This window comes from Rhodoferax sp., assembly GCF_044236835.1.
Taxonomy (GTDB): domain Bacteria; phylum Pseudomonadota; class Gammaproteobacteria; order Burkholderiales; family Burkholderiaceae_C; genus Allorhodoferax.
Window position 1 is genome coordinate 98,683 of sequence record NZ_JBIIGC010000001.1, and the last position, 25,454, is coordinate 124,136.

Here is a 25,454-nt window from a genome sequence, read left to right on the forward strand (position 1 = left end):
GGTTACCTCCACATCTTTTTCTTTTTCCAGCGGCGCTCTCCGCGCACGCCGTCGTCTTTGAGGCCCAAGTAGAACTCCTTGATGTCGTCCTTCTCGCGCAAGTGGGCGCAGGTGTCTTCCATCACGATGCGACCGTTCTCCAGCACATAGCCGTAGTCGCAGGCGTTGAGCGCCATGTTGGCGTTTTGCTCGACCAGCAAGATGGTGGTGCCGCGCTCGCGGTTGATGCGCACCACGATCTCGAAAATCTCCTTGGTTAGCTTGGGCGACAGGCCCAGGCTGGGCTCGTCAAGCAAGATCATGTCGGGGTCGGCCATCAGGGCGCGGCTGATGGCCAGCATTTGCTGCTGGCCGCCCGAAAGCAGGCCCGCATCTTGGGTGGCACGCTCCCGCAAAATTGGAAAGTAGCCAAACACGGTTTCCATGTCGCGCGCCACCCCATCGCGGTCGGCGCGGGTGTAGGCGCCCATCAGCAGGTTGTCGCGCACGCTCAGCAAGGGGAACACCTCGCGCCCCTCGGGCACGTGGCTCAGCCCTTGGGTGACGATGGTGGCCGGGTCTTTGGCGGTGATGTCGCGGCCCTTGAACTCGATGCTGCCTTTGCGCGGGTCCAGAATGCCAGAGATGGTTTTCAAAATCGTGGTTTTGCCCGCGCCATTGGAGCCCAGCACCGTGGCGATTTCGCCACGTGCAACCTCCAGGCTCACGCCCCGGATGGCCTTGATCGGGCCGTAGGCGCTTTCCACGTTTTGCAGCTTGAGCACCGGTTGGCCGCTCACGGGGGGAGGGTGCATGCTCATGGTGTGGGACTGTCGGTGGCGCTGGCGTTGGCGGTGCGCCGCAGGGAGGAAACATCGTCGGCCGAGCCCAGGTAGGCTTCAATCACGCCGGGGTCGCGCTGCACTTCGCGGGCGCTGCCCATGGCCAACACTTCGCCTTGGCTCATGGCCAGCACGCGGTCAGACACTTTGGAGACCAAGCCCATGTCGTGCTCGACCATGAGCACCGTAATGCCAAGCTCGTTTTTGATGTCCTGAATCCAAAACGCCATGTCGTCGGTTTCCTCCAAGTTCAGGCCGCTAGAGGGCTCGTCGAGCAACAGCAGCTTGGGCTCGGTACACAGCGCCCGCCCCAGCTCCACCACCTTGCGCACGCCGTAGGGCAGGCCAGCGACATAGGTGTCGCGGTAGTGCTGCAGCCCCAAAAAATCGATCACATCTTCGGCCTTCGCACGCGCCTCCAACTCGGCGCGGCGCACCTCTGGGCTAAAGACCAGCTCTTGCCAGAAGCCAGTGCGCCGGTGGGTGTGTCTGCCGATGAGCAGGTTGTGCAGCACGCTGGCGTGTTCAAACAGCTCAATGTTCTGGAAGGTGCGCGCGATACCCAGCGCGGCAATCGCCTGCGGCGCCTGCTCGGTGAGCGCGATCATGCCTTGCGGTCCCAGGTAACTGATGCTGCCGCTGGTGGGTGTGTAGATGCGGCTGATGAGGTTGAACACCGTGGTCTTGCCCGCGCCGTTGGGGCCAATCAGGGTGAAGACCTCGCCCTGGCGCACCTCAAAGCTCACCTTGTTGACCGCCAACACGCCACCAAAGCGCACGCTGATTTCGTTGGCCGCGAGAAGTACAGGAGAAGACGTCATTTCAAGCGGTCCGATTTCTGGAATGACTTTTGGCGTTTGAACATGCCTTGTCGGTAAAACGGAAACATCTGCAAATAGGTACGCACCTTGAGCCAGCGGCCGTACAGACCCTGCGGTTCAAACAACACAAAGGCAATCACCACTGCGCCATACACCACCGCCTGCAGGCCTGGTGCCTGGCCGATCGTGGCGGGAAGCTGGTCTTTGAACAAGGCGATCAGCTGAGGCATGCTGATGAGGAACATGGCACCCAGAAACGCCCCGTGCACCGAGCCCACGCCGCCGATCACAATCATCAGCAGCAAATCGATGGACTGCAGCAAGCTGAACTGGTCGGGCGAGATGAACTGCAGCTTGTGCGCATACAAGGCCCCAGCAATGCCGGCCAGCGCGGCCGACAGCGAGAACGACAGCGTCTTGTAATACGCCAGATGGATGCCCATGCTTTGCGCCGAGATTTCCGAATCCCGTATCGCTACAAAGGCACGCCCGGTGGGGGAGCGCAGCAGGTTCAGAATGCCCAAGGTGCACACCACGGTCAGCCCCAGGCACAGCCAGTAAAACTGGTCCCCGCTGTCGAGCACCCAGCCAAACAGCTCGGGCTTTTTGATGTGCATGCCTGCGTTGCCGCCAGTCACCGACTCCCAGCGCGCCAGCACCTCTTCGACGATGAAGCCAAACGACAGGGTGGCCATGCCCAGGTAAATGCCCTTGACCCGCAAGGCCGGCAAGCCCACCACCAGTCCGACGGCCGCAGACAAACCGGCAGCGCAGGCCAGGGCAATCGGAAATGGCACCCCCATGTGGGTCAGCACCGCCTGCGTGTAAGCGCCCACGCCCAAGAACGCCGCGTGGCCCAGCGAGAACAGGCCGGTAAAGCCCGCCAGCAGCATCAAGCCCAAACCGGCGATCGAATAAATCAGCACGAAGGTCAGTTGCGCCAGCCAGTATTCGGCCAATAGCCAAGGCGCCACCAGCAAGGTAGCAAGCAGCAGGCCGTACCAAAAAACATGGCCGCCGTGCTTGGCCAGCCGAATGTCTTGCGCGTAGTCGGTTTTAAAAATGAAACGCACGTTAGACCTTCTTGCGCAGGCTGGGGCCAAAGAGGCCGGTAGGCTTGACCATCAGCATGATGAGCACCACCACATAGGCGGCGGTGTCCTTGAAACCATCGGGCAGGTAAAAGCCGGCAAAGGACTCCACCAAGCCAATCACCAGCCCGCCCACGATGGCCCCCGGCAAGCTGCCAAAGCCGCCCACCACCGCAGCCGGGAAGGCTTTGAGGCCAATGAAGCCCATGTTGGCGTGGACAAAGGTGATGGGGGCCAGCAGCAGGCCCGCAATCGCAGCCACCGCTGCGGCCAGCGCCCAGGCAATGCCATTGAGCCGCTGCACCGGAATGCCCATGTAGTAAGCCGCCAGCTGGTTCTGGGAGGCGGCCTGCATGGCAATGCCCAGCTTGGTGTAACGGAACAGCGCAAACAGCAGGCCGCATAGCACGGCGGTGGTGGCAATGACGGCCATGTGTTCCACATTGAGAATGAGCGCGCCTATGCCCATGGCGTCGCCACCGAACTTCCAGATCTCGTCCTTATAGGGCACGGGCAAGGCCTGGGTGTCGGTGCCGATATCGGGAATCATGGTGACCAAACCGCGCACCACATAGGCAATACCGATGGTCAGCATTACCACTGAAAAGGCTGGCTGTCCCAACACCGGGCGAATCACCATGCGCTCGAGCAGCATGCCAAAAATGGCCATGCCAGCCACCGTGGACAGCACCGTGATCCAGTAGGGAAAGCCCAGCATGGTCAGCCCCACCAGGCCGCCAAAGGCGCCCAGCATCATCAGCTCGCCTTGGGCAAAGCTGACGGTCTCGGTCGCCTTGTAGATGAGCACAAAGCCCAGCGCGATCAGCCCGTAAATGCACCCCTGCGCAATACCGCTGATCAGCAGTTGAAGAACCTGCACGTTGTCTCCCATTGGTCAGACCCTGTTTATAGTGGGATGTCTTCGATTCGCCGATAGGGTTCACACCGATGGATTGCGCCGGGCTTGTGTGCGCCTGCTACAGGCTGCGGTCTTTTTAGAGCGAATCCGCACGCGCATTGCTTGTTGAACCAGGACTTGTGCTGCGGGAATAGCCCCGCATCGCAAGGGGCGTTAATATCTGTTTTTTTATACAGTATTCATCGCCTGCAACCATCCGCTGCCAGCCTGTCCTTGTCATGTCCCCGTTTCCACTTCTTGCTGATGAAAGCGCGCCAGCGCTGCATGCCGATGTCTGGCCTGCGCATGCGCTGGCGCAGTCCGCAGCGCCGGTGCAGTGCACTGGCCATGCCGTACTCGACGCCGAGCTGCCCGGCGCGGGTTGGCCGGTGGGAGCCTTGATCGAGGTCTTGCAAACCGAAGGTCTGCACGCCGAATGGCGCCTGTTGCTGCCCGCCTTGGTCGCTTGCGGAGATGGGCCGCTGGCACTCGTTGGTCCGCCCTATGTGCCGTTCGCCCCCGCCTTGGCGGCGCAGGGCTTGCCACACCAGCGCTTGTTGTGCATCCAGGCGCAGACCATCGCTCAGCGCCTGTGGGCCGCCGAGCAGTTGCTGCGCTGCGCGGCGGTGGATGCGGTACTGCTCTGGCTGCCAGAGCGCCAGAGCGCGGCGGTGCGCAGCGACGCATTGCGTCGACTGCACATGGCAGCAGCCCAGCACCACAAACTGTTTTTTCTGATGCGCCCTGCCTCGGCCCAGCACATGGCCTCACCAGCGGTGCTGCGCTTGCACCTGAGCGCGCAATCCAATCCTGCGCCCATTGCCGTACCCGGCGCACCAACCGAGGCACTGTTCAACATGCCACCCAGCGCGTCCCCCGCCGCGTTCCCCCGTGCACACTACAGCGCATGCGTGGACCCACTGCAGGTGCACCTGCCTAAGCGCCGCGGTCCGCCGCTTGCCCACAGCCTGCAGTTGCCCGCCCGCTGCCCAGCCCTGCAGCTGCTGCTGGCAGCCTCCAAGCGCCATGCACTGGATTGCACTTCTGCCTGAGACCGCTGCGCCCTGCGGCGCAGAGACGGACAGCGCAGCGCTGGTCGATGCCGACACCGCCCTGGGCTGGTGGGCCTTGCGGTTCACCCCCATGGTGACGCGGCTCGAAGAAGCGCTGCTACTGGAAGTCTCGGGCAGCGAGCGCCTGTTTGGGGGGCGCGATGCCCTGGTGCAGCGCCTGCTTGCGTATCCGCCCGCACCGTGCCCTATGCGCCACGCACAAGGTGCCAGCGCGCTCTTGGCCCTGGCTCGCATCCGCTGTTCGCAGGCCGAGCTGCCCGCCGACAACCTGCCACTGCATACCCTGAGCGCTGCTGCAGCCCACCTGCCTGCGCTGACACGCCTGGGGTGCACCCGCTGGGGCCAGTTGCGCGCCTTGCCCCGCGCCGGGGTGGCCCGCCGTTTTGGCGCAGAACTGCTCGCTGCGCTGGACCGCGCGTATGGCAGCGCGCCCGAGGTCTACCCGTGGCTGACCCTGCCCGATGTGTTCGAGGCTGCGCTGGAGTTCAGCACCGGCGTGGAGTCGGCACCGGCCTTGCTGTTTGGCGCCCGCCGCTTGCTTGCGCAATTGCAAGTGTGGCTGCGTGCACGCCAGCGCGGCGTATTGGCGCTGGAGCTGCTGTGGGACTACGACCTTCGCCGTGGCACCGCACGCCATGGGCGGCTGGCGCTGCGCACCGCCCAAGCCACCCAAAATATGCAGCACCTGCAGCGGCTGTTGGCAGAGCAGCTTGCGCAGGTGCACCTGGCAGCACCGGTGCTGCATCTGCACCTGCGCACCTTGCAAACCTCAACGCAAGGCGCCGACAGCCTGAGCCTGCTGCCCCAGGACCTGCGCACCGGCGACGACCTGCACCAGACCCTGGAGCGACTGCAGGCGCGCTTGGCCCACGATGCGGTGCGTTGCGTCCAAGCGCAGGCCAGCCACACGCCAGAGCGCATGCAGCAGTGGCTGCCCTGGACTGGCACACCGGCACCCAAGGCTTCGTCACCATCCCCCGCCCATGCCGCGCTGTACCCCAGCTGGTTGCTGGAGCCACCATTGAAGTTGGCAGTGCGCGCGCACTGCCCGCACTACCACGGCCCTCTGGCCCTGCTGGCTGGGCCACAGCGCCTGGAAGCCGACTGGCTCGAAGGCGCACCGGCACTGCGCGACTATTTCGTGGCGCACAGCCCCCAAGCCGGCCTGGTCTGGGTCTACCGCGAGCGCCCCACCCACACCCACCCGGACACCGCCTTAGGCTGGTATCTGCATGGTATGTTTGCGTAGAGGGGTGTTAGCGAATCACTTCTGTGCTGCATTGGATGGCCTGGTCATCATCACGGTTTCAGTCGTACATACGGAGAATGAACATGAAATCCGCATCATCTCGTTCCGCAAAGCAAGCAAGCGCGAGTCGCAAATCTACTTCGATGCAATCCAAAACTGATTGGGTACGCCTCAAGTCTGGCTCGGAAGATGCTAAGACCACATCCGGACACCCCGAGGCGGATGTCAAACACATTGTTCGTGGCATGGTTCGCAAGGGTCTGGCGCCGCTACCCGCCAAAACATCGATTTCCTTGCGGGTGGACCAAGACGTTTTAGAGTGGTTCAAAGCGCAGGGAGCGGGCTACCAGACCCGCATCAATACGGTGCTGCGGGCGTTCCGCGATGCCTCGGTTTGACAGCGTGTGTATTACTGAAATGCAGCAACTGCTTGCCGTTGCGCAGCATGTGTTGCATGCTGGGTGGAGCCGAGTTTAGGCAGCAAAAACAAGCGCGTGTCCCCAATCCTCAAACTCACCATAGCGTTCGGCCTAGGCTTTTTGCTTGGCATTGCGCTGTTCTATGGTCGAGCCCGCGCCAACCGCTACCAGAACGAGGGAGAGAAGTTACTCGCGAGCGCGCTTCGCAGGTACTTCCCCAGCCCCGATTACCACCTTCTGAACCACGTGACTCTGCCTATGCCGGACGGAAGCACCCAAATTGATCACATTCTGGTGTCTAGGTTTGGGGTCTTCGTCATCGAGACCAAGCACTTCAGCGGCTGGATATTTGCGAACGCAAAGCAAGCCAAATGGACCCAAGTTTTGTTCATGCGAAAGTCCAGTTTTCAGAATCCGATCTTCCAAAATCTTCGCCACGTCCGCGCAGTCGGCGACCTGCTTGACTTCTTACCGACCAACTCAATTCGCTCTGCTGTTGTGTTCACAGGAAATGCCGAGTTCAAAACAGAGGTTCCAGAGGGGGTTTTTGAACTGATGGATTTCATTGAGCACGTCAGGTCTAGCAGCGTCCAAGTAATGTCAGCTAACCGAATGCAGTTTTGTGTAGGGCGATTGGAAGCAGCCCGCCTCGCGATCAGTGGTCAAACCGATATCGAGCACATACAGAACCTTGAGCGTCGGCATGGCGGAGCTAACAGATGAAGCTGTTCAAACGCTCTATACTGTTTTTAAACACAGTATCAAGGCGAACATCTTGCAATCCCCTCCGTGCGCGTCAGCAGCAGCAATGGTGGCACCGGCACCGCTGCCTGACTATGCCGAGCTGCATTGCCTAAGCAGCTTTAGCTTCCAGCGCGGTGCGTCGCAGCCGCACGAGCTGGTGCAGCGCGCGCACCGGCTGGGGTACCGCGCTTTGGCGCTCACCGATGCCTGCTCGGTCTCGGGCGTGGTGCGGGCGCACACCGAGGCGCAGCGCCTGGGCTTGCAGTTCATCCCCGGTGCCGAGTTTTTCGTCACCTTGCCCAGCGGCCACTGCAAGTTGGTGGTGCTGCCGCACAACCTGCCAGGCTGGGGCAATCTGTGCGAATTCATCACCCTGGCGCGCCGCGCTGCGCCCAAGGGCCAGTACCGCGTGGACTGGCACACGGCACAGTGGGGCCTGTTGCAGCACTGCGAGGTGCTGCTGGCATTGCCCCCTACGCTGACCATGGAGGCTGCAGTTGCCCTGTGCTTGCGCGCCAAAGCGCTGTGGGGCCAGGGTCTGTGGCTCGCCATCACCCTGGGTCTGGGCGCTGCCGATGCCCTGCAGCGCCACCGCCTGCAACAGATCTCGGCCCTGTGCGGTGTGCCGCTGGTGGCCGCAGGCAATGTGCACATGCACGCGCGCTCGCGCAAACCGCTACACGACGTGCTCACCTCTGTGCGCCTGGGCAAACCGATAGCGCAGTGCGGCGTTGCACTCAAGGCCAACGCCGAGCTGCACCTGCGCACCCGCACCCGCCTGGCCGCGCTGTACCCCACCGCGTGGCTAGCGGCCACGCTGGTGGTGGCGCAGCGCTGCAGCTTTTCGCTGGACGAGCTGCGCTACCAGTACCCACGCGAGGCCTTGCTGCCCGGCCTCTCACCAGCACAAACCCTGCGCCACCACACGCTCGAAGGCGCGCAAGAGCGCTTCCCCGGTGGCCTGCCGCACAGCGTGCAAGCGCAGATCGAACACGAACTCTCGCTGATTGCCGAGATGCGCTACGAGATGTATTTTTTGACGGTGCACGACATCGTGCGCTTCGCCCGCAGCCAAGGTATCTTGTGCCAGGGACGCGGCTCGGCGGCCAACTCGGCGGTGTGCTACTGCCTGGGCGTGACTGAGGTGGACCCCGCGCGCACCAACCTGCTGTTTGAGCGCTTCATCTCCCGCGAGCGCGACGAGCCGCCCGACATCGACGTGGACTTTGAGCACCAGCGCCGTGAAGAAGTCATCCAGTACATCTACCAAAAATACGGCCGCGAACGCGCCGCCATCACCGCCGTCATCACCAGCTACCGCCCCCGCAGCGCCCTGCGCGACGTAGGCCGCGCCCTGCACATCCCCGAGCCACTCATCACCGCCCTGGCCAAAGAGCATCCCGGCATGTACAGCCGCACCGTGCTGGCCGAGCGCCTGCAAAACGCGATCGACAAAGTAACAAGCACCCGCGCTCCAGGCGAACCGCAAGAGTCCCCCGCCGAGCCAGCTGGCATCCACCTCCCCCCACCACGCCACCTCCAACTCTGGATCGACCTAGCCACCCAGCTTCAAGGCTTCCCCCGCCACCTCAGCCAACACGTAGGCGGCTTCGTCCTCACCCACGGCCCGCTCTCCCGTCTGGTCCCCATTGAAAACGCATCCATGCCAGAACGCAGCGTCATCCAATGGGACAAAGACGACCTCGACGACGTCGGCCTTCTCAAAGTCGACGTGCTCGCCCTGGGCATGCTCAGCGCCATCCGCCGCTGCCTGCAACTCGTGGGCGCAACCCGTGGCCGCACCGTGCGCATGCAAGACATCCCGAGCGACGACACCGCCACCTTCGACATGGTCTGCCGCGCCGACACCGTGGGTGTCTTCCAGATCGAGAGCCGCGCGCAAATGAGCATGCTGCCGCGCCTCAAGCCGCGCTGCTTTTACGACCTGGTGGTCGAAGTCGCCATCGTGCGGCCCGGCCCCATCCAAGGCGGCATGGTCCACCCCTACCTCAAGGCGCGCGAACACCCCGAGCATGTGCAGTACGCCAGCCCGGCCCTCAAAGAGGTGCTCAAGCGCACCCTGGGTGTGCCGATTTTTCAGGAGCAGGTGATGCAAATTGCCATGGCCGCCGCCGACTTTTCGGCTGGCGAAGCCGACCAGTTGCGCCGCTCCATGGCCGCTTGGAAACGCAAAGGCGGGGTACATGTGTTTTACGAACGCCTGGTCGGTGGCATGCGCAAAAACGGCTACACCGAGGAGTTTGCCGAGGCCTTGTTCAAGCAAATTGAAGGCTTTGGCGAATACGGTTTTCCCGAGAGTCACGCCGCCAGTTTTGCCCTGCTGGTGTACGTGAGCTGCTGGCTCAAATGCCACGAACCCGCCTGCTTTTTAGCGGCCCTGCTCAACAGCCAGCCCATGGGGTTTTACGGCCCCTCGCAGTTGGTGCAAGACGCCCAGCGCCACGGCGTGCAGGTGCGCGCGGTGGATGTGTCGCACAGCGACTGGGACTGCACGCTGGAGCCACCCACCGTGCTGCACCAGGCGACGGTCGATCGGCAACCCAAACCATCATCCGGCCAATCCCAGCCCGCAGTACGTCTGGGCTTGCGCTTGGTGAGCGGCTTGTCCGAGGCGGTGGCCCAGCGTATTGCTGCGGCGCGCGCGGTGGCGCCTTTTGCCAATACGCAGGACCTGGCGTTGCGCTGTGCGCTGGACGCGGGCGATCTCAAGGCCCTGGCCAGCGCCGACGCGCTTTTGTCCCTCAGCGGCCACCGCCGACAGCAGGTCTGGGATGCGTCCGCCCTGCGCCCCGCGCCGCCCTTGTTGCGTGGCGTGCCGGTGCTGGAGGCGCCGTTGGAATTGCCGCAAGCGCACGAGGGCGAGGAGGTGGTGTTGGACTACGCCGCCACCGGCCTGTCGCTGCGCAGCCACCCGGTGGCGATGCTGCGCGCGCAACTCGTGCCGCAGCGCCTGCTCAGTGCCGCGCAGTTGCGCGACCTGCCCAGTGGCCGGCTGGTGCGCGCCTGCGGCATCGTCACCATGCGCCAGCAACCGGCCACCGCCAAGGGCGTGGTGTTTGTCACGCTAGAAGATGAGACCGGCAGCGTGAATGTGATCGTCTGGAAGGCCGTCAAAGACCAGTTTCGTGATGCGCTCTACCGCGCCCGCCTGATGGCGGTGTATGGCGTATGGCAGCGCGACGACCACAGCGGTGGCGAGGTGCGCCACCTGGTGGCCAAGCGGCTGGTGGACCGCAGCGATTGGCTGGGTGCGCTACCGACTTCCAGCCGGGATTTCCATTGATGCAGGGCCCCCGTGCGTGCGCCACCCTGCCCTCAGTGCACAAGGCCGCGCTTGCCGTCCCCAAGGCTTCGCTCAGTCCGCCACGTTGCACTCGCGCCGCAGCAGCGACAGCGTGTCGTTGGGGGCGCTGCGGTGGTCGCTGGCCAGCAGCGGCTCCAAGTCCAGCAAAAACGCTTGCCACATCTCCAGGTAGTCGCTTCGGTGGGTGTCGGGTGCGTGGTCGGCGATGAAGGCTTGCGCGGCCTGCGCTTGCAGGCCGTTCTTGCGCAGCTTGCGCACCAGCGCAGCCGCGCCTTGGGCGCTGAGCAGTGTTTTGTGTGGCCCACCGGCGGCCACGCACAAGAACAAGGTGAGCAGCGAGCTGTCGTCGCTGTGGCCGCCAGTGGCTTTGTGCCAGACGGCACTGGCTGCGCGTTCAAAGTGGTCTACTTCGTTCAGGGCGTCTTCCACCCAGAAGTAGCGGCCCATGAAAGCTGGGGTTTGGTCGAACAGTTTGCGCGCGGGCAGGGCGCTTTCGAAGATCTTGGGCAGGTCGCTCTCTACCGAGAGGCGCACCGCGTCGACGGAAGCATGCAGCCTGGCCGGCAAGCTCTTTGGCAGAGGCAGCGCTACGCTGCGTGCTGCAGCGTCAACTGTCTTGCGTGCGGCAGCTTTACCAGTGCTGCGTCCGGTGGTGCCGCCAGTGAATTTTTTGCGCAGCTGCTGCACCATTTTTTCAAACGCCACCCAATCGGGCATTTGCGTGTGGCCAAGTGACAGCGCCAAGAGTGCAGTGCGGATCACGGCTTCAGCGTCGCGTCCACTGTCGTCCAGGTCGTCTCGGTCGGTGCCCAGTGCCTCGGCCAAGTGCAACGCGGCATCGACCACGTTGGCCACCTGTTGGCGCTTGGCCAGTTCGGCGCGGTAGTCGGCCGCGCTTCGCAGGGACCACTTGGCCAACTGAGGAATGTGTTCGTCGGTAAAGCCACCACTTTCGTGCATGCCGAAGTGGCTGCTTTGCGGCATGGCAATCAGCGCCTTGAGCAAGTCTGCGCCGGCTTTGGAGCGCGACAGCAGGCTGTGCTCGCGCAGCGCGACGGCGGCTTGGTGCAGGTCGCCGTCGCTGTGTATTTCCAAGGCGAGGCTGACCAGGTTGACCAGGCGCTCGCGCGCTTTTTCCAGCTCGGGGCGCAAAAACTCGCTGCCGAAATAGCGTGCAATCTGCACCATGCCTTTGGGCGCTTCGAGTGCGATGGCGTCGAGCTTGGTGGTGTCGATCAGCCCGTGGGCCAGTCCGTGCGCCAAAGCCTTTTCGAAGAAGCTGCGGTCGTCAAACTGAGCCAGCGAGTGGAGGGCGCTGGCGCCCTGCGGTGCGGTCTGCGACACCCTAAATCGCCGACTCTTCGTCAGACTCGAGCGCAGCGGGCGTGGCCTTGCCGCGGTCGGTGTCGCGGGTTTCTACTTTGCCGTCCTCTTCTTCGGCCTCCTCGTCCTCGGACAGGCCCAGGTCGTGCGCGCGCGCCTTGGCGCGCAGCACCAGCAGCATCTCAATAAACAGGTCCGGGCATTTGTGGCGCAACAGCCAAGCCAGTTGCATCCAGTCCTGGTCGGCGATTTCGTCTTCGTCCACCCGGGGCCGGACGTAGGCCGAGGCCAGCAGCGCCTGCTCGGAGAGGATTTCGCCATCGTCCTCGGACGCATCGAAGGTGCCGTGGCGTGCAAAGCTTTCCACCCGCGCCCACTTTTCCGAGAAGTAGTCGGCCAGGGCTTCGGCACCGCCCTCAAGCTCGCCAATGGCTTCCAAGAACGCCACGGTGTCGGCGTCTTCCCGAAACACCACAGCGTTGACCATGCCACGCAAATGGGTGCGGCTGAGGTCTTTGTATTGCTTCTCGATCACCACGGCGCGGGCAAACATCTCGGGTGTGATGAGCAGGTTGATCACCGACTCCTTGGAGTTGTCGTACTCGCGGATCACGGCCAGCATGTCTTTGGGCGGCAGTTGTTCCAGCACCAGCATCAGGGCGCCATCGCCCTGGGTGTCGGCCACTTCGGCCAGCGCCGCTTCGGCCGCGCCGATGTCGCCCGAGGCGATCAGGCTCTGGGTTTTGGCAATCAGTGCCAGCGCGTTGGTGGGTGCTTCCTGGGTCATGTGGGGTCCTTGCGGTCAAAACCTTGCTCGGCCAGCCAGTCGTTGCTGGCGTCTTCACGGGCGCGGTCGTTGGCTTCGTCGTCATCTGCGCTATCGCTGCCACCGTCGCGGTCGTTGTCGTTGTGTTCGCGGTTGTTATCGTCACCAGCGCCGTCGTCGTCGGCATCGTCTGCCGCGCTGTGGCTGGCAGCACTCGGTGCGCGGTGGTACAGGTACTCCAGTCCCGCAGCCACCACCATGAACCAGGGGCCCAGCGGTTCGCGCAGGATTTGCGTCACCGTGCTGTGCGCCCAGGGTGCGATGGTGAGTGCGCCTTCAATTTGTTCCCACTCCGGCAACTCGTCATCGTCTTGGGACACCAGACGATCCAGCACGGCGGGCTTGGAGAAAGTGAACGCCTGGTGCAGCACCACCACCACCATCTCGGGGCTGGTCTCCATCATTTGCAGCAAAAAGCCCAGCGCCTTGCGTTTGTCGGCCAGGCGATGGCGCAGTACGTCCACGCCTTCGGAGTCGGAGCGCAGGTCGTCCAACTCGGCGTGGTAGACCGATTGCAGGTCCAGGAAAAACGGGGAAATACGCATGGCCGTGCCGATCCAAAAAGAGGTCAAAGGTGCCCGCGCAAAGGGCGAAAAAACTGGTCCCAGATTTCGCGTGCGGTGTCGGCTGGGCTGTCAAGCAGGTTGCGGCGTCGGTGGTCGTCGTAGGCTTGGCGGCGGCTGGCATCGCCCAGCACCTCGTAGGCCGCTTGCACCGCCTGGAATCGCGCTGGCGCATCGGCAGCCGGGTTGCGGTCGGGGTGGAGTTGGGCGGCCTTGAGGCGAAACGCCTTTTTGATGTCAGCCAGCGTGGCGCTGCTGTCCAGGCCCAAAGCCGCGTAGTGGTCTTGCATCGGTGGATTTTACGGTGGGGGCTGTGTGTGCGGGCCGTGATGGCCAAGGACTTGGTGCCTTTGGCCTGCAGTCACAACGCCGAACGCTCGCAGCATGAGCCCAATCCAAAGGCGGGGCATTTTTTGTTCTGCGTAATCGGATAATCGCGCAGCAACGCCAACCGCCGACCATGACCCCATCCAACCCGCACCGCGACCCGCCTTCCAATTCAATGGGCGTTGCCGTGCGGGAGGAACAGATTGAGTACGGCTTTATCGGTAAGTTGCAGGGCCTGAAGTACGCCTACCGCGAAGACATTCGGGACCGTGCCGCGCTGGAGCGCAACTTTCGCGAGAAGTTCGAAGCCCTCAACCGCGTCAAGCTGTCCGACGGAGAATTTGCGCGCCTGCTAGACGAAGTTGTCACCCCCGACGTGTTCACCGCCGCCCGCATGCTGCGTGGGCGCAATTCCTTTGTGCGCGAAGACGGCACGCCGCTGAACTACACCTTGGTCAACATCAAAGACTGGTGCAAAAACACCTTTGAGGTGGTCAACCAGCTGCGCATCAACACCGACTACAGCCACCACCGGTACGACGTGCTCATCCTCATCAACGGTGTGCCGTGTGTGCAGATTGAGCTCAAAACGCTGGGCATCCACCCCCGCCGCGCCATGGAGCAGATCGTTGACTACAAAAACGACCCTGGCAACGGTTACAGCAAAACGCTGCTGTGCTTCTTGCAGCTCTTCATCGTCAGTAACCGCACCAGCACCTACTACTTCGCCAACAACAACGCGCGGCACTTCAGCTTCAACGCCGACGAGCGTTTCTTGCCCATCTACCAATTTGCGGACGAGGCCAATACCAAGATCGCGCAGCTCGACGACTTTGCTGACAAGTTCTTGGCCAAGTGCACTTTGGGCGAAACCATCAGCCGCTACATGGTGTTGCTGTCAGCTGAGCAAAAGTTGCTGATGATGCGGCCCTACCAGGTGTATGCCGTCAAGCAAATCGTTGACTGCATTCACCAAAACTGTGGCAACGGCTACATCTGGCATACCACCGGCAGCGGCAAAACGCTCACCTCCTTCAAAGCCGCCACCCTGCTCAAAGACAACCCCGACGTGGAAAAGTGCCTCTTTGTGGTGGACCGCAAAGACCTGGACCGCCAAACCCGCGAAGAATTCAACCGCTTCCAAGAAGGCTGCGTGGAAGAAAACACCAACACGGCTGCGCTGGTGCGCCGTTTGCTGTCTGACGACTACGCCGACAAGGTCATAGTCACCACCATCCAGAAGCTGGGTTTAGCGCTGGATGAAAACAGCAAACGCAACAAGCAACAGAAGAAGGATGGCAAAGCCACCTACAAAGAGCAACTGGCGCCGCTGGCGAACAAGCGTGTGGTCTTTATCTTTGACGAATGCCACCGCTCCCAATTTGGCGACAACCACGACGCCATCAAGAACTTTTTCCCTAGGGCGCAGCTCTTTGGCTTTACCGGCACCCCCATTTTTGAAGCCAACGCCACGGCCAAACAGTACGAGGGTGACGAAGGCCAGTTCCGCACCACCGAAGACCTGTTCCAAAAACAGCTGCACGCCTACACCATCACCCACGCCATTGAAGACGCCAACGTGCTGCGCTTCCATGTGGACTACTTCAAACCCGAAGGCAAGAACCCGCCCAAGCCGGGCGAGGCGCTAGCTAAACGGGCCGTCATCGAAGCCATCCTGGCCAAGCACGACACCGCCACCGCAGGCCGCCGTTTCAACGCCGTGCTGGCCACCGCCAGCATCAACGACGCCATTGAATACCACGGCCTGTTCCAAAGCCTGCAAGAAGCCAAGCAAAAGGCTGATCCAACCTTTGTGCCGTTCAACATCGCCTGCGTGTTTTCGCCCCCGGCTGAAGGCGATGCGGATGTGAAGCAAATTCAGGAAGACCTGCCCCAAGAAAGACAAGACAACCAGCAAGACCCCGAAGGCAAAAAGGCCGCGCTCAAGGCCATTCTGGCCAGCTACAACGCCCGCTACAGCACCAACCACAGCATCAACGAATTCGACCTGTACTACCAGGACGTGCAAACGCGCATCAAAGACCAGCAGTGGCCCAATGCCGACTACCCGGCGGTCAAAAAGATCGACATCACCATCGTGGTGGACATGCTGCTCACCGGCTTTGACAGCAAATACCTCAACACCCTGTATGTGGACAAGAACCTCAAGCACCACGGCTTGATACAGGCCTTCTCGCGCACCAACCGCGTGCTCAACGGCACCAAGCCCTACGGCAACGTGCTGGACTTTCGCCAGCAGCAATCCAACGTGGACGCCGCCATCGCCCTGTTCTCGGGCGAAAAGTCAGGTGAACAAGCCCGCGAAATTTGGCTGGTAGACAAAGCCCCGGTCGTCATCCAAAAGCTGGACGCCGCCGTCACCAAGCTGGCCGACTTCATGCAAAGCCAGGGTCTGACTTGCACGCCCGAATCCGTGCACAGCCTCAAGGGCGACGAAGCCCGCGCCGCTTTCATCAAAAACTTCAAAGAAGTGCAGCGCCTCAAAACCCAGCTAGACCAGTACACCGACCTCACGGAAGGCAACGCGGTAGCCATCGAGCACATCCTGCCGGCCGAGCACCTCCAAGGCTTTCGCGGCGCTTACCTGGAAACGGCCCAGCGCCTGAAGGCACAGCAGGCCCAGACAGACCCGGGTAGCGCGGGTAAAGGCGCCGAGGCGGACCAGCTCGACTTTGAATTTGTGCTCTTTGCCAGCGCGGTGATTGACTACGACTACATCATGGGCCTCATGTCCCGCTATTCACAGCAGGGGCCGGGCAAGCAGAAGATGAGCCGCGAGCAGCTCATCGGCCTCATCCAGGCCGACGCCAAGTTCATGAACGAGCGCGACGACATTGCCGCCTACATCAACACCCTGAAGGCGGGCGAGGGCTTGAGCGAAACCGCCATCCGCGAGGGTTACACCCGCTTTAAGAAAGAGAAAGACAGCGCCGAGCTAAGTGCCATTGCCACACGCCACCAACTGACCCCCGCTGCACTGCAAACCTTTGTGGATGGCATCTTGCAGCGCATGATTTTTGATGGCGAGCGCTTAAGTGATTTGATGGCTTCGCTGGAATTGGGCTGGAAAGCCCGCGCACAGGCGGAAACGGCGCTCATGAAAGAACTGGTGCCGTTGTTGAGCAAAAGGGTGCAGGGGCGTGATATTTCTGGGTTGAGTGCGTATGAGCAGTAAGAACAAGGCTGCTCCAGTGCCCAAGCTGCGGTTTCCGGAGTTTAGGGGGACGGAAGGCTGGTCGGTTCCCAAGCTTGGTTCGATTGGTTCCTTTACTGGCGGGGGAACTCCTAGCAAGGACAATGCGGAATATTGGACAGGAGTAAATCCTTGGGTGTCAAGCTCTGATATATCTGACGATGGAATCCACGATCTCTCTATCAGTCGATTCATTTCCGATGATGCAATTCAAGCTACCGCTACGAAAGTGGTTCCTCCAAATAGCATTTTGCTTGTATCTCGAGTCGGTGTAGGCAAACTTGCAATTTCAAGAGCATCTATTTGTACAAGCCAAGATTTTACAAACTTCACGCCAGCTAAAGATGATTTGGTGTTTTTAGCTTATTGCATAAAATCGCTAAAAACAAAGCTACTTGCACTCAATCAAGGCATGGCCATTAAAGGCTTTACTAAGGACGATATTTCTAATATTGGCATTCCCCTGCCAAAGCTGAACGAACAACAAAAAATCGCCGACTGCCTGAGTTCCTTGGACGAACTGATCGCCGCGCAAGCCCGCAAAGTGGACGCACTCAAGACCCATAAAAAAGGGCTGATGCAGCAACTTTTCCCCCGCGAAGGCGAAACCCAACCGCGCCTGCGGTTTCCTGAGTTTCAGGATTCTGGCGAGTGGTTACCGAAAACTCTGGGTGGTGCTTGCAAAATGCAAGCTGGAAAATTTGTGTCGGCGGCGGACATATACGCGCAAAGCACAGGTGGACTTTTTCCTTGTTTCGGCGGCAACGGGCTACGGGGGTATACCGTAACGCAAACGCACAATGGAACTTATCCGTTGATTGGTCGCCAAGGGGCTCTCTGCGGCAACGTAAAACTTGCCACAGGTAAATTTCATGCCACTGAGCACGCGCTGGTTGTGACACCAAACAAGGGCGTTGAAGCAATTTGGCTGTATTACCTTCTCGACCTTCTGAATCTGAACCGCTTTGCTACAGGTCAGGCGCAACCAGGCCTGTCAGTAGATGTATTGGAAAAAGTACCTGTAGCGGTTCCTAAAGTTGAAAAAGAACAACTGGCAATCGCGAGTTGTCTATCCTCACTCGACACCTTAATCATTGCTGCCACTGAAGAACTCGAAACACTTAAGACCCACAAGAAGGGGCTCATGCAGCAGCTCTTCCCGTCTCTGCAGGAAGCTGTATGACGCTCGACGAAATCGCTGAAATACTGAAGGTTGATCCTGCACAGATTACGCTGATGTACGCCTTCAACGCGACTGGCAAGACACAACTCAGCGTTGCGTACAAGAATGCCACTAAGCTAGAGGACGGTAGCCATACCGGGGTTTATTACAACGCTTATAGCGAGGATCTCTTTGTCTGGGACAACGACGAAGAGAATGGTGGTACCAACGTCCGGTTGACTGTTTTGCCGAGCAGTCTGAGCAAGTTCCACTCCTCCATGACAGAGGACAACGTTCGCGACAAGCTCAACGCCTACAAGCCCAAATTCGGGTTTTCGTTCAATCCTTATGAAGACGACCCTGAGAAGGGGATTGAGTCGATTTCGTTTTTCATACCCAATCAAAATCCGGATGTACCGCAGCCACCGATCAAGATTTCTCGTGGGGAGGAGCGAATTTTTGTCTGGTGCTTTTTCCTTGCGCTTTTCGAAGTTGAGGGCTGGGCCGACAAGCAGTCGAGCCACTTCTTTATCGATGACCCAGTCTCTAGCCTGGACGATCACAACATTTTTGTGACTGCGGCGACTTTGTACGACCTCATCGAGAAACAGTTTGAGAAACGCAAGATCATCGTCACCACGCATCATCTGGGGCTCTTCTCCATCTTGAGTGACTGGATTACCAAGGGTGAAAAGAGCCACAAGTTCAAGAAGAAAGACAAGCCTCTCTATAAGTTGCACATTTTGAGTGCGAAGTCGGGTGCGCTTGAGCTAGAGAACTGTCGTAACGATGTGTTTTTGTATCACTTGCGGGTACTCCAGTTACTTTTTATAGCTCGTGATGCCAAGGATGTCCGTGCGTACCACTTCGCGATGCTCCGGCAGGTTCTGGAAAACGTCGCGTCGTTTCTCGGCGTAGGGCAATTCAGTTATGTGCTTAATCAGATTGGTATCACCGAGGCCAGTCGAGTAGCAGACATTGTTAATGCCCTGTCGCATAAGAAGGTTTACTACTACGAGTCGGACATCGTTGTTCAAGACAACCTGGATATCTTCGAGGAGGTGATGAGTGGCCTTCTAGCGAAGTACAAGTTTGTGTTGCATGCGGAGTGAGGTATGAACGCGCCGACTCTTAACTGCATTGAAGAACGAAAGGCCATAGCTTCAGTTGTCAAGTGTTGGTTGACAACTGCCGCCTACGCTTGCCAAAGGCCAACCGTCAAGAAATCCTTGACAGTTCAAGTGCTCGAACAAGACAGAAGCCAGCGGAGGAAACACTATGGATGAACAACTAAAAGCTTTGCAAACCAGCCTTGAAGCCGGTGCCCAGCGTGCTGATGCGGAGGGGATCGAGTTTTGGTTTGCACGCGATTTGCAAGCCCCCTTGGGCTACACCCGTTGGGAGAACTTTCAAGCTGCCATCCAGCGGGCCATGCAGTCGTGCGAAGCCTCTGGGCATGTGGCGACAGACCATTTTCGTGGCGTCACGAAAATGGTCGAGCTGGGCAGTGGTTCCCAGCGTGAAATCGTTGATTTCATGCTAACACGCTATGCCTGTTACCTCATCGCCCAAAATGGCGACCCACGCAAGCCTGAAATCGCCTTTGCGCAAAGCTACTTTGCGGTGCAAACCCGCAAGCAAGAGCTGATTGAAGACCGCATGCGCCTGCAAGCGCGCATGGAGGCGCGTGACAGGCTCAAGGAATCAGAAAAGGCACTCTCGCAAAACATTTATGAGCGCGGTGTGGACGACGCTGGTTTTGGCAGGATTCGATCACGTGGAGACCAAGCGCTGTTTGGTGGCAACACCACGCTGGCCATGAAGAACAAATACGGCATTGTGGCCAACCGCCCACTGGCTGACTTCTTGCCCACGCTAACGATTGCCGCCAAAAACCTGGCCACCGAGATGACCAACCACAACGTGCGGCAAGACAACTTGCGGGGCGAACCCGCCATTACGCACGAGCATGTCAAAAACAACGAAAGCGTGCGCGACATGCTGGGGCAGCGTGGCATTCAGCCTGAAAAGCTGGCGCCAGAAGAGGACTTAAAGAAGCTGGAACGCCGAGTCAAAACGGACGACAAAAAGCTGGCCGAGCGCACCAAAACTCTGCCCCCACCGCAAGACGACAAGCCCTAAACCATGACCGAACAAAGCCAAAAGAAACTGGGCAACACCCTGTGGGCCATTGCCGACAAACTGCGCGGGGCCATGGACGCGGACGATTTCCGCGACTACATGCTGTCGTTTTTGTTCCTGCGCTATTTGTCCGACAGCTACGAGGCGACGGCCAAGAAGGAGTTGGGAAGCGATTACCCCACGCTGAAAGAAGACGACACCCGCATGCCGCTGGCAGTTTGGTATGCCGACAACGCAGCCGATGTGCCCGAATTTGAAAAGCAGATGCGCCGCAAGGTGCATTACGTGATTGAGCCGCAGCACCTGTGGAGCAGCATTGCCAGCATGGCGCGCACGCAAGACGGTGAGCTGCTGCACACGCTGCAAGAGGGTTTCAAGTACATCGAGACCGAGTCGTTTCAGAGTACCTTTCAGGGCCTGTTCTCGGAGATTGACCTTGGCTCGCCCAAGCTGGGCAAGACCTATACCGAGCGCAACGCCAAGCTGTGCGTGGTGATCCAGGAAATTGCCGAAGGATTGGCTGCCGGTTTATCAAAGGATGAGGATGATTTAGGTAACGCTTACGAGTACCTGATTGGCCAATTCGCCGCTGGCTCGGGAAAAAAGGCAGGCGAGTTCTACACGCCGCAACAAATCTCGGACATTCTTTCCACCATCGTCACGTTGGACAGCCAGGAGCCGCGCACGGGCGTAAAGCAAAGGCTAGAAAGCGTGATGGACTTTGCCTGTGGCTCGGGCTCGTTGTTGCTGAATGTGCGCAAGCGCATGGGGCCACATGGCATTGGCAAGATTTACGGCCAAGAGAAAAACATCACCACCTACAACCTGGCGCGCATGAACATGCTGCTGCACGGGGTGAAGGACACCGAGTTTGAAATCTTCCACGGCGACACGCTCACCAATGACTGGGAGATGCTGCGCGAGCTCAACCCCGCCAAGAAGCCCACGTTTGATGCCATCGTGGCCAATCCGCCGTTTAGCTACCGCTGGGAGCCAACCGAGGCCATGGGCGACGATGTGCGCTTCAAGAACCACGGCTTGGCGCCCAAGTCGGCGGCGGACTTTGCGTTTTTGTTGCACGGCTTTCACTTCCTCAAAGACGAAGGCGTAATGGCCATCATCCTGCCGCACGGAGTGCTGTTTCGTGGCGGCGCCGAGGAGCGTATCCGCACCAAGCTGCTCAAAGACGGGCACATCGACACGGTGATTGGCCTGCCGTCCAACCTGTTTTATTCCACCGGCATTCCGGTGTGCATCTTGGTATTGAAGAAGTGCAAGAAGCCCGACGACGTGTTGTTCATCAACGCAGCCGAGCAATTTGTCAAAGGCAAGCGCCAGAACCAGCTGACCGAAGCGCACATAGCCAAGATCATCAAGACCTACCAGTTCCGCGACGAAGAGGCGCGCTACTCGCGCCGGGTAGAAATGGCAGAGATTGAAAAGAATGATTTCAACCTGAACATCTCGCGCTACATCAGCACGGCGGTGGGTGAGGCGGAAATTGACCTGCAAGCGATGCACCAAGAGTTGGTAGATATAGAGCGGGCGATTACTGATGCAAAGCGCAAGCACAACGCCTTTTTGAACGAGCTGGGTTTGAGCCCACTGCCTTAAAGCGATGCGCCACTCGTACGACCGCCCCAGCCCCCGTGGCCCACGTAGTTGGGGTGCTTGGCGCGCCTTCGCGCTGCGCGCTTCGATCGCGGTGACGCTAGTCGCTGGCGCAATGGCGCTCGACCTCGCCCAGCGCGCGGCACCTGCGCCTGATCCTCACGCGGCGCTTCCATCGCTTGCGACATCGCCTGCTGCACCATGGACGGCACCGCAACCACATGCTGCATCCTTCACCCGCGTAGACCGCGGTTGGATTCCCATGCCCAGCGACGCCTTGGCGGCGCACGCCAGCGATTTGCTGGCCATGCCTGCGTCATCGCCTGCGGTGCTGACTGCGTTTTGGTTCGCGGGAGATCGCGAGAGTGCGCCCAATGTGCAGATCGCGGCCTCGCAGTTCGACCGGGCCAGCCAGCAGTGGGTGCCACCCAAGTACGTGGTCAATCGGCACCTGATGGGCGCGCAGCTGGGCTCGGGAATACGGCGGATTGGCAACCCGGTGGCGTGGCTGGACGCGTCGGGGCGTATCCACCTGTTTGTGGTGGCCACCGGCCTGGGCGGTTGGGCGGCGGGCCGGATTTTGCACACGGTGCAAAGCAGTCCGGGACAGGGCCTGGCCGAGTTGGAGTTCGCGCCCTTGCGCATGCTGCCGCTGTCGTGGCTGTGGAACACCAGCTACTTGGTGCGCAGCGCGCCTTTGCCTCTGGCCGACGGCGGCATGGTGCTGCCGGTGTACTTTGAGCTGGGCATCAAGTACCCGGTCGCCTTGCGCTTTGACCGCACGGGCGCGTTCGTGGGCATGGAGCGCATCTCGCAGCGCAAGCACCTGCTGCAGCCCACGCTCTTGGCCACCTCGGCCACCGATTGGCTGGCCTTGCACCGCGATAACCTGCCCAACGGGCGCATCGGCGTTTCCCGCAGAACCGATGGCGGCGCACAGTGGCGCGATGCAGACAGCCTGCCGCTGGTCAATCCGGACGCGGCGATTGCCGGCCTGTCGCTGTCGCCCGGCCACCATGTGCTGGTGCACAACGCCTCGCCCCATTCGCGCGGTTTGCTGGACCTCAGCACCTCAGGTGACGGTCTGAGCTGGACGCGTGCCGTTGTGTTGGAGCAGGGCACCGATGCCGACGAGTACTCCTACCCTTCCATGGTCTGGGCCGATGGTCACCTGTGGGTGAGCTACACCGACCACCGCACCCGCATTGCCTGGCAGCGTTTTGCGCTGCGAGATGGCGCCAGCAGTGCCGCGGGCGCGAGCGCCACCGTATTGGGGCCTGCGCCATGAGTTGGGTCGAAGTTCTGGGCGCTGCGAGCACGCCATCGTTGCCGCTGGGTTGGGCCTTGCAGTGGGGCCGCTCAATCGCATGGGCGCTGGTGCTGGCCTGCATCGCGGTGCTGCTGTTGCGTAGGCAGGCGCTGGTGGTGCGCGCTGCCGCCGCGACCGGTCTGGCGCTGTGGGCGATGCTGCCAGGCGAGGCATCGCCCACTTTTTGGTTGGGCTTGGCCTTCCAGTCGCCAAGTTGGGTGGGGTGCGCGTTGGCGGTGGTCGGCTTGTGGCGCGGCCTGTCTGTGGCCCCACCGGCGCCCTGGACCCAAGGCGGTACGCGGGCGCTGTCGGGTGCGGCGCGGGTGGGTGCCTGGGTCGGCGTGCTGTTGGGCTATGTGCTGCTGCTAGACACCTTGGGCTACCTGCCGCTGCAGGTGTACGCCTGGGGCTTTAGCCCGTGGGCGCTGGCCGCTGTGATGGTCGTGTCCCTGTTGCCGTTTGTGCTGGGTGCGCGGGGTGTAGCGGCCTGGATCGCACCATCAGCGTTGCTTTGTTTTGCGGCCACCCGCCTGCCCACGGGCAACGTATGGGATGCGGTGCTGGACCCGCTGACCTGGCTGGTATTACACGTTCTTTTGCTGCTCAGGGTACGGGCACGATCAGCCACTCGCGCCTGAAGAGCCACTCCTGGGGCATCCAAAGGTTGTTCAAGGTGATTTCGCCAGATTTGTGCCGGCTCTTGACATGCCAGCGCTGGGCCAACACGCGGCAGTGAGGTACGCAACTGGGCGCTTGTTGTTGCGGCTCGTCTTGCACCCACACAACCGCATCGGACTCGGCCAGCAGCCGCTGCAAACGCGCCTGCGAAGGCAGGTCCGGGTAACCTTCGCCGGCGTTGCGGCCGTCGGTATCAAACGGTGCGAGCTGCGCACCGGGCAGCACAAACCGAAACCGTTCGTACTGGGCGTTGAAGCCGTTGGGCACGGCCACGCGCTTGCCTTGCAATTGTTGTTGGATGGCGGCGCTGTAGTTGGCTTCGCGCGTGCCCAAGGGGGCCACCATGGCGCAGAAGCAGGCGTACACCGCCAGGCAGGCCACTAACGAGGCATTGCGGATCCAAGCCGGGCGCAGCAGCCCGGCGAGCACTGCTCCCATGCCCAGCGCTGCGCCAGCCAGGGCCAAGGCCAGCAACACTGGCGTGCCAAGGCCCATGTCGGCCAGGACCCAGGCAATGCGCGCAAGCATCACCAAGGCGGGCACCGTCAACAGCAGGGTGAGCCAAAACCAAGGCCGGGCGATGCGCTCCCAGTACAAGGCCGCCAGCATCGCCAGGGCGGGCATGGCCGGGATGACATAGCGCGCCGAGCGCTGGCTAGGGATGGCAAACACCAGCAGCCACACTACCAGCCACACCAGCAAGATGCGCGTGTGCGGTGCCAGGGTGTGCCAGCGCTGCACACTGCGCGCCCGCAGCAGCCCCCACGCCGCCAAACCCAGGGCCACAAAAAAGAGTAGTCCAGCGTTTTCAAAATAGGCCAGGCTATGTATCCAAATAGAGCCGCCACCTGCCAGCGCCACCTGCCAATAGCCCTTGGCACTGGCGAGCTTGCCAGCGTTCTCGCCCACCACAAACTCACGCCAAACCGCGCCGGGGTCAGGGTCGAAAACAAACCACAGGCCAAAGAAGGCCAGCGCCAACAGCGCGGCCCCAGCCACGCCCACCGTGGTGGTCCAGACCTTGGCCCAGTGCAGCGGGCCTTGCGCCACCAGCAGCGCGCACCACAGGGTGGCCGCTGCGGGCACGATCAGTGCAAAGGACTTGTAGCCCGCGCCCAGGCCGATGGCGATGCCAAACACCGCCCAGGCCCACCAGGGCACAGCCACGGCGTTGACCGTGGCGGCATGGGCGCCAGGTCTGGTCACGCTGCCGCCGTAGCTAAACCCAAAGCCAGAGCCAGTGCTTGAATGCGGCGGTGTGCATTTCCACAGCAGCCAAAACAGGGGCAGCGCCAGCCAAAAGGTTTCGGGTGCCGAGGTGAGGTACACCCGCCCGTAGCGATAGGTCGAGAAAAACGCGAGGTACAGCACCGCGGCCAGGCAAGCGGTGCGCAGCCGCCCGTCCATGCGCCACACGAGTAATGCCAAAGCAGAGGTGGTCAAGAAGGTGTAGAGCACGCTGGGCAAGCGCAGAGCCCCAAGGTTCCATTGCCCCCAGTCGCCGGCGACCATAGCCTGCCAGATGAGTGGCGGCGGCTTGGTGTTGCGCATATTGGCAAGGTCCGACACCAGCGGCAGCCACTGCCCCGACTCGGCGGTGCGCCGGGCGATGTGCAGGTACACCATCTCGTCGCCATTGGTGGGCGCATACATGCTGCCCAGGCCCAACAGGTAGAGCACCGCCGCAAACAGCACGAGCGCAATCCAGAGCGCTTGGTGGTGCGTCCCCTGTGGGATGAGGATCTGACCCAATGCGTTGCCCGCGGCGCGTGTGCTGTGCTGCTGCGCCGAGGGGGTTGGGGTGCTGTGCATGGCGTGGTGCGCTGCGGGGCGGGTGGCCTGGCGGAGGGCGCTTGCG

At 61.1% G+C, this 25,454-nt stretch carries 21 protein-coding genes; 12 read left to right on the top strand and 9 right to left on the bottom strand.

The window, feature by feature from the left end; genetic code table 11:
* Window positions 1-2: 2 nt before the first annotated feature.
* Genes ACILRC_RS00430 through ACILRC_RS00445 form a run of 4 tightly spaced genes read right to left on the bottom strand, consistent with a single transcriptional unit; the run spans window position 3 to window position 3,613 of the window.
* The gene (locus tag ACILRC_RS00430) at window positions 3-800 is read right to left on the bottom strand and encodes an ABC transporter ATP-binding protein (protein WP_395667352.1); all 798 of its coding nucleotides are present in this window, start codon (window positions 798-800) and stop codon (window positions 3-5) included.
* Complete coding sequence (locus ACILRC_RS00435; RefSeq protein ID WP_395667353.1) at window positions 797-1,642, bottom strand: ABC transporter ATP-binding protein; 846 nt, start codon at window positions 1,640-1,642, stop codon at window positions 797-799. The genes ACILRC_RS00430 and ACILRC_RS00435 overlap by 4 nt, the downstream gene beginning before the upstream one ends.
* A complete protein-coding gene (locus ACILRC_RS00440; RefSeq protein ID WP_395667354.1) occupies window positions 1,639-2,715 on the bottom strand; it encodes a branched-chain amino acid ABC transporter permease in 1,077 nt (358 codons plus the stop codon). Before ACILRC_RS00440 ends, ACILRC_RS00435 begins: the two co-directional genes overlap by 4 nt.
* 1 nt (window position 2,716) lies before the next feature.
* A complete protein-coding gene (locus tag ACILRC_RS00445) occupies window positions 2,717-3,613 on the bottom strand; it encodes a branched-chain amino acid ABC transporter permease (protein ID WP_395667355.1) in 897 nt (298 codons plus the stop codon).
* A gap of 257 nt (window positions 3,614-3,870) precedes the next feature.
* Between ACILRC_RS00445 and imuA the strand changes: the two genes are divergently transcribed.
* From imuA to ACILRC_RS00470, 5 genes are all read left to right on the top strand, one after another.
* Window positions 3,871-4,683 carry a translesion DNA synthesis-associated protein ImuA gene (gene imuA, locus ACILRC_RS00450; protein WP_395667356.1) on the top strand — a complete coding sequence of 271 codons (813 nt, stop codon included), beginning with the start codon at window positions 3,871-3,873 and terminating at the stop codon, window positions 4,681-4,683.
* Window positions 4,658-5,953, top strand: coding sequence for a Y-family DNA polymerase (locus ACILRC_RS00455; protein WP_395667357.1), 1,296 nt, complete (start codon window positions 4,658-4,660; stop codon window positions 5,951-5,953). The genes imuA and ACILRC_RS00455 overlap by 26 nt, the downstream gene beginning before the upstream one ends.
* A gap of 143 nt (window positions 5,954-6,096) precedes the next feature.
* A complete protein-coding gene (locus ACILRC_RS00460; RefSeq protein ID WP_395667358.1) occupies window positions 6,097-6,351 on the top strand; it encodes a BrnA antitoxin family protein in 255 nt (84 codons plus the stop codon).
* A gap of 96 nt (window positions 6,352-6,447) precedes the next feature.
* The gene (locus ACILRC_RS00465; protein WP_395667359.1) at window positions 6,448-7,095 is read left to right on the top strand and encodes a nuclease-related domain-containing protein; all 648 of its coding nucleotides are present in this window, start codon (window positions 6,448-6,450) and stop codon (window positions 7,093-7,095) included.
* A gap of 85 nt (window positions 7,096-7,180) precedes the next feature.
* Window positions 7,181-10,420, top strand: a complete 3,240-nt coding sequence (locus tag ACILRC_RS00470) for an error-prone DNA polymerase (protein WP_395667360.1) — start codon at window positions 7,181-7,183, stop codon at window positions 10,418-10,420.
* Window positions 10,421-10,492: 72 nt separating this feature from the next.
* Here ACILRC_RS00470 and ACILRC_RS00475 read toward each other — a convergent pair whose 3' ends face one another.
* From ACILRC_RS00475 to ACILRC_RS00490, 4 genes are read right to left on the bottom strand one after another with little or no spacing between them, the layout of a single operon-like run.
* Window positions 10,493-11,785 carry a hypothetical protein gene (locus tag ACILRC_RS00475; RefSeq protein ID WP_395667361.1) on the bottom strand — a complete coding sequence of 431 codons (1,293 nt, stop codon included), beginning with the start codon at window positions 11,783-11,785 and terminating at the stop codon, window positions 10,493-10,495.
* 1 nt (window position 11,786) lies between these two features.
* Window positions 11,787-12,551, bottom strand: a complete 765-nt coding sequence (locus ACILRC_RS00480) for a hypothetical protein (protein ID WP_395667362.1) — start codon at window positions 12,549-12,551, stop codon at window positions 11,787-11,789.
* The gene (locus ACILRC_RS00485; RefSeq protein ID WP_395667363.1) at window positions 12,548-13,135 is read right to left on the bottom strand and encodes a hypothetical protein; all 588 of its coding nucleotides are present in this window, start codon (window positions 13,133-13,135) and stop codon (window positions 12,548-12,550) included. The genes ACILRC_RS00480 and ACILRC_RS00485 overlap by 4 nt, the downstream gene beginning before the upstream one ends.
* Window positions 13,136-13,158: 23 nt before the next feature.
* Window positions 13,159-13,443, bottom strand: a complete 285-nt coding sequence (locus tag ACILRC_RS00490) for a DnaJ domain-containing protein (protein ID WP_395667364.1) — start codon at window positions 13,441-13,443, stop codon at window positions 13,159-13,161.
* Window positions 13,444-13,655: 212 nt separating this feature from the next.
* Here ACILRC_RS00490 and ACILRC_RS00495 point away from each other — a divergent pair, with 212 nt between their 5' ends.
* From ACILRC_RS00495 to ACILRC_RS00525, 7 genes are all read left to right on the top strand, one after another.
* Window positions 13,656-16,676, top strand: a complete 3,021-nt coding sequence (locus ACILRC_RS00495) for a type I restriction endonuclease subunit R (RefSeq protein WP_395667569.1) — start codon at window positions 13,656-13,658, stop codon at window positions 16,674-16,676.
* The gene (locus ACILRC_RS00500; protein WP_395667365.1) at window positions 16,666-17,877 is read left to right on the top strand and encodes a restriction endonuclease subunit S; all 1,212 of its coding nucleotides are present in this window, start codon (window positions 16,666-16,668) and stop codon (window positions 17,875-17,877) included. The genes ACILRC_RS00495 and ACILRC_RS00500 overlap by 11 nt, the downstream gene beginning before the upstream one ends.
* The gene (locus ACILRC_RS00505) at window positions 17,874-18,968 is read left to right on the top strand and encodes an AAA family ATPase (protein WP_395667366.1); all 1,095 of its coding nucleotides are present in this window, start codon (window positions 17,874-17,876) and stop codon (window positions 18,966-18,968) included. Before ACILRC_RS00500 ends, ACILRC_RS00505 begins: the two co-directional genes overlap by 4 nt.
* Before the next feature lie 166 nt (window positions 18,969-19,134).
* Window positions 19,135-19,998: a DNA damage-inducible protein D gene (dinD, locus tag ACILRC_RS00510; RefSeq protein WP_395667367.1), complete on the top strand. Its 864-nt coding sequence runs from the start codon at window positions 19,135-19,137 to the stop codon at window positions 19,996-19,998.
* Between the two features lie 3 nt (window positions 19,999-20,001).
* The gene (locus ACILRC_RS00515; RefSeq protein WP_395667368.1) at window positions 20,002-21,612 is read left to right on the top strand and encodes a type I restriction-modification system subunit M; all 1,611 of its coding nucleotides are present in this window, start codon (window positions 20,002-20,004) and stop codon (window positions 21,610-21,612) included.
* Window positions 21,613-21,871: 259 nt separating this feature from the next.
* On the top strand, window positions 21,872-22,897 hold the full coding sequence (locus tag ACILRC_RS00520; protein WP_395667369.1) for an exo-alpha-sialidase: 1,026 nt from the start codon (window positions 21,872-21,874) through the stop codon (window positions 22,895-22,897).
* Window positions 22,894-23,556 (top strand): hypothetical protein, encoded by a 663-nt coding sequence (locus ACILRC_RS00525; RefSeq protein ID WP_395667370.1) that lies wholly within the window; start codon window positions 22,894-22,896, stop codon window positions 23,554-23,556. The genes ACILRC_RS00520 and ACILRC_RS00525 overlap by 4 nt, the downstream gene beginning before the upstream one ends.
* Here ACILRC_RS00525 and ACILRC_RS00530 read toward each other — a convergent pair.
* Window positions 23,522-25,408, bottom strand: coding sequence for an ArnT family glycosyltransferase (locus ACILRC_RS00530; RefSeq protein WP_395667371.1), 1,887 nt, complete (start codon window positions 25,406-25,408; stop codon window positions 23,522-23,524). The two genes, ACILRC_RS00525 and ACILRC_RS00530, sit on opposite strands and share 35 nt — an antisense overlap.
* Between the last annotated feature and the right edge of the window lie 46 nt (window positions 25,409-25,454).